General features: G+C 39.3%; 12 protein-coding genes. All 12 read left to right on the top strand.

Features of this window, described 5'->3' with window-relative positions; translation table 11 throughout:
* Positions 1–382 precede the first annotated feature (382 nt).
* Positions 383–1,816 (top strand): sigma-54 dependent transcriptional regulator, encoded by a 1,434-nt coding sequence (locus VGB26_06355; GenBank protein ID HEX9757407.1) that lies wholly within the window; start codon positions 383–385, stop codon positions 1,814–1,816.
* A gap of 176 nt (positions 1,817–1,992) precedes the next feature.
* Positions 1,993–2,481, top strand: a complete 489-nt coding sequence (locus VGB26_06350; protein HEX9757406.1) for a GGDEF domain-containing protein — start codon at positions 1,993–1,995, stop codon at positions 2,479–2,481.
* Between the two features lie 66 nt (positions 2,482–2,547).
* A complete protein-coding gene (locus VGB26_06345; protein ID HEX9757405.1) occupies positions 2,548–3,606 on the top strand; it encodes a polysaccharide biosynthesis/export family protein in 1,059 nt (352 codons plus the stop codon).
* A 97-nt stretch (positions 3,607–3,703) separates the two neighbouring features.
* Positions 3,704–4,834 (top strand): outer membrane beta-barrel protein, encoded by a 1,131-nt coding sequence (locus tag VGB26_06340; GenBank protein ID HEX9757404.1) that lies wholly within the window; start codon positions 3,704–3,706, stop codon positions 4,832–4,834.
* Positions 4,835–4,851: 17 nt separating this feature from the next.
* The gene (locus VGB26_06335; GenBank protein HEX9757403.1) at positions 4,852–6,366 is read left to right on the top strand and encodes a GNVR domain-containing protein; all 1,515 of its coding nucleotides are present in this window, start codon (positions 4,852–4,854) and stop codon (positions 6,364–6,366) included.
* Positions 6,363–7,364 carry a CpsD/CapB family tyrosine-protein kinase gene (locus VGB26_06330; protein ID HEX9757402.1) on the top strand — a complete coding sequence of 334 codons (1,002 nt, stop codon included), beginning with the start codon at positions 6,363–6,365 and terminating at the stop codon, positions 7,362–7,364. The genes VGB26_06335 and VGB26_06330 overlap by 4 nt, the downstream gene beginning before the upstream one ends.
* Before the next feature lie 182 nt (positions 7,365–7,546).
* On the top strand, positions 7,547–8,941 hold the full coding sequence (locus VGB26_06325) for a TIGR03013 family XrtA/PEP-CTERM system glycosyltransferase (protein ID HEX9757401.1): 1,395 nt from the start codon (positions 7,547–7,549) through the stop codon (positions 8,939–8,941).
* 61 nt (positions 8,942–9,002) lie between these two features.
* Complete coding sequence (locus VGB26_06320) at positions 9,003–10,334, top strand: nucleotide sugar dehydrogenase (protein HEX9757400.1); 1,332 nt, start codon at positions 9,003–9,005, stop codon at positions 10,332–10,334.
* Between the two features lie 67 nt (positions 10,335–10,401).
* Positions 10,402–10,908 carry a transcription termination/antitermination NusG family protein gene (locus tag VGB26_06315; protein HEX9757399.1) on the top strand — a complete coding sequence of 169 codons (507 nt, stop codon included), beginning with the start codon at positions 10,402–10,404 and terminating at the stop codon, positions 10,906–10,908.
* 135 nt (positions 10,909–11,043) lie between these two features.
* On the top strand, positions 11,044–11,832 hold the full coding sequence (gene cysD / locus VGB26_06310; protein HEX9757398.1) for a sulfate adenylyltransferase subunit CysD: 789 nt from the start codon (positions 11,044–11,046) through the stop codon (positions 11,830–11,832).
* A complete protein-coding gene (locus VGB26_06305; protein HEX9757397.1) occupies positions 11,833–12,996 on the top strand; it encodes a GTP-binding protein in 1,164 nt (387 codons plus the stop codon).
* 21 nt (positions 12,997–13,017) lie between these two features.
* Positions 13,018–14,373 carry an alkaline phosphatase family protein gene (locus tag VGB26_06300; protein ID HEX9757396.1) on the top strand — a complete coding sequence of 452 codons (1,356 nt, stop codon included), beginning with the start codon at positions 13,018–13,020 and terminating at the stop codon, positions 14,371–14,373.
* Positions 14,374–14,412: the final 39 nt, after the last annotated feature.

The following is a 14,412-nucleotide window of genomic DNA, read 5'->3' as shown; positions in this document are numbered from 1 at the left end:
TAAAGTATAACCCAATTATTATATTTTGCCTAGAAGGGTGTGTTTTTCATAAAAGGGAAACAAGGTTTGATTTTTAGGTTATTTAATTCCTTTATTTTTTGTTCATGGTTAATTAATTTCTTAAAATAGGTAAAATTTAGACATAAATAGTATAAAATTTACACTTTATGTAATTTTTTTTCCTTTACTTTTTTCATTTCACATCCCAAGAAAATAAATTAACAGAAAAAAAGTTATAACTTATTAGTTTTATTGCAATTTAATTAGTATTGGGAAGTTTAATTAATTGGTACAATCCTTGCACCTAAAAGCTAACTATTAAATATAGGAGGAAAAATTATTTAATCTATTCTCCTAGACCATTTAATGAAAGAGGAATCATATGGGAAACGAATTTAAGGTGTTAATTGTTGATAATGACCCATTAATGAAGAGTTATCTTAAAAGTTTTTTAACGTCCTTTGGGTATAAAATTTTTTCGACCCGAAATGGCCCAGATACCCTTTCCGAAGCCGTTTCCATTGACCCCAATCTCATTTTATTTAATCTTCCTTTTGGTTCGAATTCCTTAGAAACGGTAAAGCAATTGAGTAACCATGGAAAAAGAATTCCTGTCATTCTCTTGGCTGACCTACAGCAAATCCCTCCAATCAATCGGAACTTATACGATCGAGATGGAATTGAAGTTGTAAAAAAACCTTTGGATTATCAAGATCTTATTTTAAAGATTGGCAAAGTTTGTAGCTCCCTTCCCCAAGAAGGAATGAAGAAGGAGGAAACTGAAAAACGGGTAAAACCAAAAAATAATCACCCCCACCTTTTAACTGGATCAAGCAGGAAAATGGAGGAGGTTAGGACCGTAATTGACCAGGTGGCCAAAACTGATATTACGGTTTTAATTGGGGGAGAAAGTGGAACTGGGAAGGAGTTGGTTGCCCGAACCCTTTATACCTGTTCCACACGGGTCGATCGCCCTTTTGTGAAGGTATTGTGTGCAGCTATTCCAGACGGTTTATTGGAGAGCGAACTATTTGGGCATGAGAAAGGGTCTTTCACGGGGGCTCATCGCAGTAACCCTGGAAAGTTTGAATTTGCAAATCACGGTACTATATTTTTGGATGAAATAGGTGATATTCCTTTTTCTCTTCAAGCAAAACTTCTTCAGGTTTTACAAGATGGAGAGTTTTCCCGGTTGGGAGGTAATGAAATTAAAGTGGATGTGCGGGTGATTGCGGCAACGAATAAACATTTAGAGGTGGCCGTTCGCCAAGGAACCTTTAGGGAGGATTTATATTACCGTTTAAATGTGGTCAGTATTCACCTTCCCCCCCTGAGAGATCGGAAAGAGGATATTCCGACTTTAACTGAAATCTTTGTTAGAAAGTACGGTCAACAGTTTAACCGTGAAATGAGAGGAATCTCTGACCACAATATGAAACGTTTTTTGGATTACGATTGGCCGGGAAATGTTAGGGAATTAGAAAATATGGTTAAACGAATTGTTATTTTAGGAAATGAAGATGCTGCTGTGAGAAATTACTTCAAGGAAAAAGAGAATAATTTAAATGTTTCTTCTTCAAAGATGGAGGAAAACCTCCCCGAACCGGTTGTTTCTTCCGTTGTTTCGCTGGATTCGTCTAGTTTTTCCCTGAAAAAAACGGGAAAAACCGCTGCCCGTAAAGCCGAATCCGAATTGATTAAAAAAGTTCTACAAGATACCCATTGGAATCGAAAGGAAACGGCCAAAATTTTGGGAATTAGCTATAAAGCCCTTTTATATAAAATTAAAGAGTGCGATTGGGAAGAAAAAAATTAAGGATAAATTAAGATTTCGAATGGGGAAACCCGGTAAAAATTTTTTCGATATTCTTCCCGTAATGAAAAAACGAAAAATTGTATTAGGTACTAGTTGAAGTTTTTCTGAAAATTGGGATTGTTTTTACTTGAGCTGATGGAAGGGCTTTGCCCATTCCAAAGAGAGGAGGGCATGTCGTGTTGGATCGGGTCACACAAACGCTAGATCGTGAGTTTTTTGAATACCTTCTTGATTTAGAAGTTCGAAAAGCAGTTCGATACCTTTACTTTTTTTCCCTCTTGATTATTCAGCCCGACCAAATGAAGAAGGAGGAAGAGCCTTTTCCGTTCTCGGATGATTCTTTGCTCAAAACATTTGCAAACCTTATTCGGGATGAGATTAGGGGAACGGATATTATAGGCCGGATTGCAAACAATAAGTTTTTCTTAATTCTGCATCATGCAGACTATCAAAGCACCTGTCAGATTGGAAACAGAATTAAAGATCGGATACAGGATTATACTTTTATTGTGAAGGTAATGGAGCGGAAGCAAACGATTAGTATCGGAGGGGCCTCTTTTCCAACCCATTCCAATGACATTGAAAGCCTGATTTCAAAAGCAGAGGAAATGTTAGAAAAAGCCCGGGCAGAGGGTGGAAATTTGATTTGTCTTCCCCAAGAATAAAAGAAAATTTTGGCAATAAAATTCAGTCGGTTTTAGGGGGAATATCGGATAAAGAAGGAGTTTTAGGTGAAAAAGGAAAATTTTTGGAAAGAGATGTGGTCCTGTTTCAACCGTTACGAGATGATCATTGCTTGTGTTTTATTCAATCTCCTATTCTCCGGTTGTGTAATGGGGACTTCAAGTCCAAAAAACAGTCAACACCAAGAATTTTTTCAAATAAAAAATCTTATGATCAATGATTTGCCAGAAGTGACCGAGGTGGTGATTCAAGGCGAGGGGCCTCTTTTTTATAGAGCCATCAAAGTTCCAGAATCTCACCAACTGATACTGGAAATTCCAGGGGTTACGCTGGGTAAACACATCAAACCGATGGTAGTTAACCGTGGGGCCGTGTTGGATATTTATCCACGGGAAACCCGAAAACCAAAGGAGGGCGTTCAGTTTGAAATCAACCTAAACCCTTCTGCAACGACTCGGGTGAGAGGTGAAGAAGGAAAAATCATTGTAGAAATTTTTGATTCCAGGTTTTCTGCTACTGATGAGGGTTTCCCTTCCGGGAATGATGGCAATAAATTAGTTTCCCTTGCCCTTTCCACTGAAAATGATTTTCAAAGGGAACACGCATTAGCCGAATCCGGTAAAGATTATTTAATCGGGTCTGAAGATGTTCTCGAAATAATGGTTTGGAAAAATGACGTTCTCTCCAGAACAGTAAAGGTTAGGCCCGATGGGATAATCTCTTTTCCCTTAATTGGGGATGTTTCGGCAGCGGGTTTAAAACCCAATCAACTTCGGGAAAGAATTGCCGGCCTTTTAAAAGAATATATGGAAAATCCCGTGGTTACTGTAATTGTCCAAGAAATCAATAGTTATGTGGTTTATTTGATGGGGGAGGTAGTTAATCCTGGAAAGTATCAGTTGAAAAGCAATGTAACAGTAATACAAGCCTTAGCTCTAGCAGGAGGTTTTACCCAATTTGCGTCCCGAAATAAAATAATTATTTTACGAAAGGGTTATAAAGAGTACCCAGAAACCAAGATCAAAGTAAAATACGATGATATTGTGTCAGGTGGTGAAATGGAAAACATTTTTCTAAAACCGGGAGACACAATTCTGGTGCCATGAGTTTGTTAGAAATTTCCCAATAATCCATGCCTTGGCCTTTATGAGAAACTTTATTTTTTTTATTGGGTTATTTCTTTTTATCTGGGGTTTTTTAATTATGGGAACTTGCGAGATTGTAAAAGGTGAATTGATAGTGGAACCTGCTATGTCGTTCACAGAAACCTTTGATGACAATATATTTTCCAGCGGTTCTGACCGTGAATCTGATTATATTACATCTATATCGCCAACTTTAAGGGTCAGTTACCAGTGGCCTCTTGTGAGCACGGCTTTAACCTATAGAGGAAGTTTGGATGTTTACGCAGACCACTCCCAACTGAATCGTTATAACCAGAATGGGGGGTTGGACTTAAACCTTGATCGGCTCCTTAACCGTTTTAACAAGAGGGGAGAACTAACCTTTACCGAAAGATTTGTCATAACGCCTGATTTACCTGATTATGAGTTAGACCCCGGTGTGGTTACAGGTGAAGATGATGGAACCCAGGTAGGGAGAAACACGGCCTTTCGGAATCATTTTGGAGCAGAATACCGATATCAACTTTCTCGGCGCGCTCAGGCGTCTTTAGAATATACAAATACCCTTACAGAATATTCCGATCCAACTCTTGTGGATCGTTTTGGGCAATCGCTTAAGTCTACCTATGCCTACCAATTATTTCGAAATGATACAATGACCCTTGCTGCCCGCTATCAAAATGTTTCGTTTGATGGGGAGGACAGCTCCGATACTTATTTGGCCACTCTGGGATGGAGGCATATTTTTTCCTCCACTTTTAGTTTTCAGGTTGAGGGGGGAGTTCTTCATTTGGCCGAAGCTGGGACCGAGGAATATAGGCCTTTTTTTTCAGGCAATATCGATAAAGGTTTTTTGTTGGAAAGAAATACTAAAATTAATTTTTCATATAACCAGGATATTAGGTCAACCGGTTTGGTCAATCGCTTGGTTCAACATCAAAATGTAAGGGTATCACTTTCAAAGAGTTTTACACAGTTCCTTACCGGTCAAATGGGGGGAAGTTATGGTACGAATAAAACCATAAAGGGGGGGGAGGTTGACATTCAATTTTTTAGATTGAATGCAACATTGAACTATTTATTTAACAAATGGTTATCTGGAAATGTTTCTTATACCCATAACCGGCAGGTATCTGGTGGAAATCTGGGTGAAGATCTTTATAGAAACCGGGTTCAAATGCAACTTTTAGCGATTTTTCCGTCTTTCTAACATAAAGGACCTTATGAATGAATAACCAATTTTCACCTGAAATTCAAAAGATGATCTTCCAATATATTGATGTTTTTTTTAGACGTAGATATTGGATCTTTTTTCCAATCATTGTAGCCCTGGGGGTTAGCCTAGGGCTAAGTTATTGGCTCCCTAAAGCGTATCGGTCCACCACAATGATTTTAGTCGAACCCCAAATAATACCCCAGGATTACGTTAAATCAACTGTAACTACTCCAATTTCGGAACGGTTGAAAACAATTAGCCAGCAGGTAATGAGCCGGACCAATTTAATTAAACTGCGGGACGAATTGGACCTTTTTCCTAAAGAGTTTGCTGAGTTAGGAAAGGAATCGGTTGTTGAAAAGCTGCAAAAAAATATTCAATTGGATGTTGTAGGAAAACAGGCATTTTCGATCAGTTTTGTTGGAAAAGACCCTGAAAAAGTCATGAACGTAACCAATCGAATCGCTTCACGCTTCATTGAAGAAAACCTTAAAGTCCGGGAACAACAGGCCCAGGTTACAACCAATTTCCTTCAGAAAGAATTGGCGGAAGCCAAAAAACAAATGGACAGCCTTGATGAGAATATCAGAAGGTTTAAAGAGAAAAATAGAGGGGGATTGCCGAGTGAAATAGACTCAAACCTAAGAACCTTAGACCGGCTTCAAATTAATTTTCAAGCCAACAGAGATTTAATAAATTCAAAGGAAGATCGAGCCCAGGATCTAGAGAATCAAATTTTGAAATTGAAACAAGAAGCCCTCAATTTCACTACAAATTCAGCGTCTTCTATTGAGGAACCAAATATGCCGCTTCAACAATTAAGGGAAAAACTCAAAAATCTTCGGATTGTATATAAAGAAAATTATCCCGATGTCATCCTTTTAAAAAAACAAATACGGGAAATGGAGGCTCAGCTTTCCCAATCCACCACAAAATCAAACCCTACAGGTGATATCCCTTTTCTCCGGGAAAATGAAAATTACAAACGTCTCCTTGATCAACACCAGAAAATCTTAAGGGAGATTAAAGACTTGGAAGTGACCGGGAAACTTTTGGTAGAGAAGATTAGAGGCTATGAAACAAGAGTCGCTCGTACGCCAATGTTAGAAGTTGAACTTAAAAAACTCCAAAGAGATTACGATATGTCCCAAGGGAATTATCAGAACCTATTGGGGAAAAGTATAAATGCGAGGCTTTCGGAAAATCTCGAAAAACGGCAACAAGGGGAGCGTTTTCGCATCATTGACCCCGCCAATTTACCAGAAAAACCATATAAACCAAATCTTCGAAAGCTCCTGCTTGCTGGAAGTTTTGCTGGAGCAGCCTCAGGTTTCGGGCTTGCTTTATTGATTGAGATGTTGAATCCCTGTTTCAGACAACCTGAGGATTTAGAGGGTGTCATGAAGGGTCCTTTGGTTGTATCCATTCCAAAATTTTCTAAATATAAAAAAATAAAATTCCGTCCTATCAAGGAAAAAAAAGAAGGTCAGAAAAAATTTTTGAACCCAAAATTATTTAAAGAATGAAAAAAGAAGAAAGTTTTAAAATTTTGAAAATTAACCCTGAGTCAAATAGGGAAGAAATACAAAAAGCCTTTGATTTGGCTGTTAAGGAATTTATTGGTCTTAAAAATGGTCGTTTTCTCGGAACAGAAGAAAAAATGAACCTTGAAAAAATTCTTACTGCTTATAAGTTGGTAATGAATAAGAAAAACAATGGAGCTCATTTTAGCCCATACCGTTTTGCCGGGGTCAAAGATGAGGATTTTAAATATTTAAAAATAGATCACCGGGCTTTAACGCTTTCAAATAGCAGGAAAGACCTAAATGTTAGAAGGGAAATTGTAAAAGGGGAGAGGAAAAGGAAAATGGATGAGCATCCGATCGCACTTTTGGAACCCCAGTCCATGGCCAGTGAACAGTATCGGGTTTTATATTCCCGATTCAAACATATGAATGGGGAAGGAAAACAAAAGCGCATTGCAATATCGAGTTCTGTAAAGGGGGAAGGAAAGACCACTACGTCTGTAAACCTGGGAGTTACCATGGCCAAGGATTTTAATAAAAAGACACTTATTATTGAAGGAGATTTAAAAAAACCGGATCTTCATCGATATTTAAAATCCCCATGTGGTAAAGGTTTGGTGGATATACTTGCGAGAAATAATTCATTGGAGGAATGTATCTATCCCTTTTTGACCGAAAAACTTTTTATGTTACCGGCTGGAAGCAATGAGAAAAATTCAACCAGACTTTTAAGTTTACCAAAAATGGCTGAGGCTCTTTCCCAGGCCGAAATGGAATTTGAATACATCATTATCGATTCACCTCCGGTTTTACCATTAGCCGACATGAATATTTTTTCGGAACTGGTGAATGGAATCCTATTTGTTGTTAGGGCAGGAATGACACCAAGAGACTTAGTCCTAAAAGCTTTCGCTGGTCTTCCTGCCGAGAAAGTGTGGGCAATTGTTTTGAACGGAATGGAATCCGGGTTCACAAGATATTATGGGTATCCCTATTGAGCAAATCTTGAAGGTCGAGATTTTATCTGGTTTTGTATACCTTTCATCCGGCCATAAACCAGGCGGGAATGATTGATGTATATGGTTTAAAATGGATTTACATAAAATTTTTTTTTAAATTTTAAATCTTAAGAGATACTAGTGAACGTTTTATTCTTATTGAAATAGAATTCGGGGTTAGAATGCTGAACATATTTGGGCGACTTGTTATCTTAAAAAATTTGATTTTTTTTATAATTGAAAACCTTTTTATTCTAGGGGTGGTATTACTAGGAATTTCTTTTAGGAAATTCTTTTTATCGGATTCGGTGGTTTCTTTTGACCATTTCTTTTGGAAGGCACTTTTAATTTCCGTAATATTTCAGCTCTGCCTTTATTACAACGATTTATATGTATTGGATGAAGAAATAAAAGGAAGAAAATTGATATTGCGATTGATGCAATCCTTGGGCGTAGGGTGTGTTATTTTAGTCGTTATTTATTATATTTTTCCTTCTGCTGAAATTGGGAGGGTGAGCCTATTCGTTTCAGCTAATTTCCTTTTTCTGATTTTTTTTACCCTTCGTGTACTCTATTTTAAATTTATGGATATAGGGAAGTTTAAAGAGTCGGTATTGATTGTGGGATCAGGCCGTCTTGCTAAAAATGTTGGTGAAATTCTACACACTAAAAGGGATCTAGGTTATAAGATTGTTGGCTTTATTGATAACGACCCAGAGAAACTGGGGAAAAAGATAGTTAATCCAGGTGTGATTGGGGATTACAAAAAATTAACCCAAATTATAGAGCAGTGGAATATTAAAAAGGTAATTGTTGCATTGCCGGACCGTCGTGGAAATTTGCCATTGAATGAGCTGTTACAGTGTAAAGTAAAAGGGATTAAAATAATTGATGGGGTTTCTTTTTATGAACAGATCAGCGGAAAGATCAGCGTGGAGGAACTTAAACCCAGTTGGCTGATTTTTTCAGGAGGGTTTAAAAAGCCACGAAGTTTGCAGATTTTAAAACGCCTATTTGATATAACTTTTTCTATCATAGGGCTTTTTTTGGCCTTTCCTATTTTCTTGTTGGTTCCACTGTTGATTCGATTAGGTTCTCCGGGGCCGGTTTTCTATAGACAAGAGCGCGTTGGGGAAAATGGGCGAATATTTACATTACTCAAATTCCGATCGATGACATTAAATGCTGAATCTGTTTCGGGGCCGGTTTGGGCCAAAAAAGATGATCCCCGAGTAACCCGGGTGGGAAAGATTCTTAGAAAAACCAGAATCGATGAATTACCACAAATGGTCAATGTGCTGAAAGGGGAAATGAGTTTTGTTGGCCCCAGGCCAGAGCGGGCCCATTTTATTGAGGAACTAATAGAAAAGATACCTTATTATTCAATTCGGCATACTGTGAAACCTGGAATTACTGGATGGGCTCAAATTAAATTTCGTTATGGTTCAAGTGTCGATGATGCTTTGGAAAAATTACAATACGATCTTTTCTACGTAAAAAATATGTCTCTGTTTTTTGATTTAACTGTGGTTTTCCAAACAATTAAAATTGTTCTCATTGGAGCAGGGGCCCGATAGCTTGATTTTGAGGTTCCTCAAAAGGAAAGTGAGTAGATCCAATTCAAGAAAAGGAATTTAAATGAGCAAGAGATTAAAAGCTGCCAAAATTGAGGATTTGGAATTTGAGGGATTAATCCAAAATAAAGAAGCAAAGATCGGAATTGTCGGTTTGGGTTATGTTGGTCTCCCTTTGCTCCTTGAATTCGCGAAATCGGGTTTTACGGTTACCGGAATTGATATTGATACCCAAAAAGTGAAATTGCTGGAAAAAGGAAAATCTTACATTCAGGACGTATCGGATAAAGAATTGAACCCCTTTATTGAAATGAAAAGGATAAACCCAACCTCATCCTTTGAGGTTATTGAGAGGTTGGATGCTGTCATTATTTGTGTTCCAACCCCTTTGGTTAAAACCAAAGATCCTGACCTTTCACATGTGGTTTCTGCGGCAAAAGAAATAAAGAAATGGTTGGGGAAGGGACAGTTGATCATTTTAGAGAGTACCACCTATCCTGGAACCACGGAGGAAATTGTGCTTCCGATTTTAAGCGAAAAAGGAAAAAAAGTTGGAAGAGATTTTTTTCTGGCCTTCTCCCCTGAGCGAGTTGACCCGGGAAACCAAGAATTCCAAATACAGAATACACCCAAGATTGTGGGAGGAGTAACTCCCTTTTGCACAAAATTAGCAACACAACTTTATCAAAGTATCGTTAAAAAAGTAATCCCCGTATCCTCTACAATGGTTGCGGAAATGGTAAAGTTATTAGAAAACACATTTAGAAGCGTCAATATTGCTTTGGTAAATGAGGTAGCCTTATTGAGCAATAAGCTGGGGATTGATGTTTGGGAGGTAATTGATGCCGCAGCTACCAAACCATTTGGGTTCATGCCCTTTCACCCGGGGCCGGGCATTGGGGGCCATTGCATTCCGGTTGATCCCTTCTATCTTTCCTGGAAAGCAAAGCAAAATGGGTTTGAGGCAAGGTTTATTGAACTCGCCGGAAAAATTAATGGCTCGATGCCGGAACATGTGGTGAATAAAATAACCGAAAGTTTAAATGATCGTTCGAAGAGCGTCAGGAATTCAAAGTTATTGGTCCTAGGTGTAGCTTATAAAAAGGATATAGATGATATTAGAGAATCTCCTGCTCTCGATATTTTAGCCTTGTTATTTAAGCTAGGGGCAAATCTTAGTTACCATGACCCTTACGTTCCCAGTTTAAACGTGGTAAATCAAATCCTTTCATCCGTAAACATTTCAAAAAATCCCATTAAGAATTATGATTGTGTCATCATCGTTACTAATCATTCATCTTTTGATTATGAAATGGTGGTTAAGGAGAGTCAATTAATTATCGACACAAGAAACGCTCTAAAAGGGTTCCGGCAACCTCATATTGTTCGATTATAGGGAAACCCTTATTATTTAAAGGGGAGGATTTTTTTCCTAATTAAAGAAAGTGGGGAATCAAAAAAGCATGGGTGATAGTGAAGTTTATTGGTATGCAGTACATACTAAACCCAACCGAGAAAATTTTGCAGAATTGAATTTACAAAGGCTTGGAATAGAGACATTTTGTCCCCGATTTCAACAGGAAAGGATTATTCGGAGAAACAGGAAAACGGTTACGCGTCCTCTTTTTCCGGGTTATTTTTTTGCAAGGTTTAATCTGAGCCAACACTACAGAATGGTGGCTTTTGCCCATGGGGTGAAAAGCCTTGTTGCTTTTGGATCTTTTCCAGTGAAAGTTGAGGAAGAAATTATTGGATCAATCAAGATCCGATGTAAAGACGGGTACGTCATTATTAAAAATTCCTCTTTTGTGGAAGGGCAAGTAGTTCGTATTCAACAAGGGCCCTTACAAGGGTTTGAAGCTGTTTTTCAACAAGAATTACCTGACCACCAAAGGGCAATGCTCTTATTGCGTACGATCTCGTTCCACGCCCGTGTTACAGTAGATCTTGGGCACGTGGTGGGTAGTTAAAGTCTTCAGAGGATCGTGAGGGGTTTTATTTTGAAACCCTTATTCCTGAAAGTTGTTTTTAAGTAGGACCGGTTTTGCACCGGTATAGCGGAAGCCTGTTTAAAATATTATAAGTTAAGTTAAAAGGAGACCATGATGAGTGAGGTAAATGAATTAAAGGAGTTGGAAGCAAAGAGTATCTTTACGATTCGAGAAGCCCATGCGCGGTTTGAGAATCTAGCAGCCCTTTGGTCAACAGGAAAGGATTCAACCGTTTTGGTTGCTTTGGCGAGAAAGGCGTTTTTCGGTCGTGTTCCTTTTCCTTTGATTCATATTGATAATGGAATCGATTTTCCAGAAACCTATGAATTCAGGGAGAGGCTAGCAAAGGAATGGGGCCTAGATCTGCTGGTACCCAAAAGTGTGATCAAGGATGACTTGTCAGGCGTCAGGTGCTGTGGCTCAAATAAAACCGATGCGCTTAAGGGTTTGATGGGGGAGCGGAACTTTGATGGTCTTTTCGTTTCAATCCGGCGAGATGAACATGGAATTCGGGGGAAAGAGAGGTATTTTTCTCCAAGAGATAAGGAGTTTAGGTGGGATTACAAAAACCAGGCTCCGGAAATTTGGGATTTTATTTCTCAGACGGAGGACGCTTCACATATCAGGATTCATCCTTTACTGCATTGGACCGAATTGGATATGTGGGTTTATATTAAACAGGAGAAGATACCTGTAAATCCTCTCTACTTTTCCCGAAATGGTAACCGCTACCGTAGTCTGGGCTGTACACAATGCACCGTGGGGATTGATTCCCATGCCTCCACTATTGATGAAATTATTGAAGAGCTTAAAACAACAACCACTTCTGAGAGAGCGGGTCGAATGCAGGACAAGGAGCAGGAGAATGTCATGCAGCGCCTTCGAGCTTTGGGGTATATGTAAATGAAACGATTTACCATTACACTGTTGGGCCATAAGGACCATGGCAAGTCCACCTTGATTGGCCGTCTTCTATATGACACTAAAAGCGTAATGGAAGACCGCACTGAAGAGGTGAGGGAGTATTGCAAGACAGTTGGGAAACCATTTGAGTACGCTTTTTTATTGGATAGCTTTGAGGAAGAGCGAAGAGATGGGATGACGATTGATGTAATTCACGCTCAGGTCAAAGGTAAAAAAAATATTTATGACTGTATCGACGTTCCTGGGCACAGAGAACTCCTCAAGAACATGCTCAGTGGTGCCTCTCATGCTGATGCGGGAATTTTGATTGTTTCAGCTAAGGAGGGTTTAGAGGAACAGACCGGCCACCATTTACGATTAGCAAATTGGCTTGGGCTTGCTTCCCTAATCGTCGTGGTTAATAAAATGGACCATGTGGAGTATCAGCAAGAGGTTTTTGAGGAGATGGTTTCAAAGATCAAGGCATTGGAGAAGACACCAATCCTTGGCCCAAAAGTGGATTTTATTCCCATTTCCGCTTATAAGGGAGATAATGTGGTGGCCCGTTCGTCACAGATGCCTTGGTACACGGGGAGGACCCTTTTTGAGCATATGGAAGGATTAGAGGTTCAGAATTCATTCTTGAATCTCCCCTTGCGGTTACCGGTTCAAGATGTGTACGAGAATAAGGCAGGCGAACGGATCCTTGCAGGGAAGGTAGAAAGTGGGGAGATTCATGTGGGGCAAGAGGTTGTTTTTGTCCCTTCCAATGGAAAGGCGACCATTCGTTCCATCATGGGAGTGGATAAAAATCAAAAAACTGCCATGCCCGGGGAAAATATTGGTTTAGTGTTAGACCGGAATCTACCCTCCGTTCACCGGGGGGAGGTTTGTTGCCTTCCTGAGAGTGTTGCACAGGTCACGCGCGAGGCAACTGCCCATGCGATCTTGCTTGAAGAAGTTCCAAATAACCTTGTTTTGGAATGCGGCCCCTCAAGGACCGAATGTGAGTTTGAGACTTTGGCTCAGGCTGAAATTGGTGAGGTTTGCATAGTAAAGCTCAAATTTAAAGATCCCTTGATTGTGGAAAGAGGCAAAACCTCTTTAGGGCGAATGGCCTTAAAAAGCAAGGGAAAGATTATTGGGGTTGCCGTAGTAAATTAACCACAGGAAGGGAATGTTCTAATGGCATTATTACAAAATTTAAAATCAAGCCTTACCACTTCTAAGATGAAAAAAGTTGTTATCCTTGGATTGGATGGAGCCCCATATACTTTGATGCAAAAATTCATACAGGATGGGACAATGCCTCATTTGGCTCAAATTGTGAAGGAGGGGACACTTTCTCAAATGGATACGAGTATCCCAGAGGTCTCCTCTGTGGCTTGGACCACTTTTTTCACGGGAGTGAACCCGGCAAAGCATGGAATTTTTGGCTTTATGGATTTAAAGGCAAATAGTTATGATATGTATTTCCCAAATTCCCACAACATAAAATCAAAACCCATTTGGGAAATAATAGGAGAGCATGGTAAACGCTCTATTGTTGTTAATGTCCCTTCTACCTATCCCGCGAAACCTCTGAATGGGGCCCTTATATCTGGTTTTGTCGCCATAGACTTAGCAAAAGCAACATATCCCTCTTCCTTACTGCCAAAGCTTGAAAAAGTGAATTATCAACTTGACGTGGATGCAACAAAAGCACGGGAATCATTAGAGGTTTTTGTGGAGGATCTTGATAAGGTTTTTGCTGCCCGGGAAAAAATCCTATGGGACCTTCTCATCAACGAGCAATGGGATCTTTTTATTGGGGTTATTACTGAAACAGATCGGATGCATCACTACCTTTGGGTGGCCATTGAAGATCCTCAACATAAGTTTCACGGTTTTTTTAAGTCTTTTTATTCTAAGGTTGATCGATTCATAGGAAAAGTCTATGAGTGGTTCCAAGGAAAAGGTGTCTTTATGATCATGTCTGATCACGGCTTCTGTAAAATTCAGAAGGAGGTTTACCTTAATCATTGGTTGGTTTCGAACGACTACCTGAGATTTTCTAGAGAAAACCCTCAATCCTATTTGGATATTGATAAAGGTACAAAAGCATTCAACATGGATCCTGCAAGAATTTATATTCATCTAAGGGGCAAATATCCCTCCGGCTGCATTTCACCGGGTAAGGAATATGACTCCCTTCGAGAGGAGTTAAAATCCCGATTAATGGAATTAAAGGTCGATGGTTTTCCCGTGGTTAAAACAGTTTACTTTAAGGAGGAGCTTTTTAATGGTTCCTTTATAAACGACGCCCCCGATATTCTTCTCCTTCCAAATTGGGGATATGACCTGAAGGGTACCATTAGTAAACAATCGCTTACAGGAAATAGCCTTTTGACCGGAATGCACACCCAGAATGATTCCACTTTTTATATCAGTGTAAAAAATGCTTTTTCTAACCGGGTCAATATTGTGAATATCGCTCCTACCGTTGTGAAGGCATTGGGGATTGAGTCGAATCAGGATTTTGATACCCCTTCCCTAATTTAAAGCTTCTTCATCCAGTTGTGAACCCCACCTCAGTTGGTT

This window comes from Nitrospiria bacterium (genome assembly GCA_036397255.1).
GTDB lineage: Bacteria > Nitrospirota > Nitrospiria > DASWJH01 > DASWJH01 > DASWJH01.
This window is presented reverse-complemented; position numbering and strand designations above follow the sequence as displayed.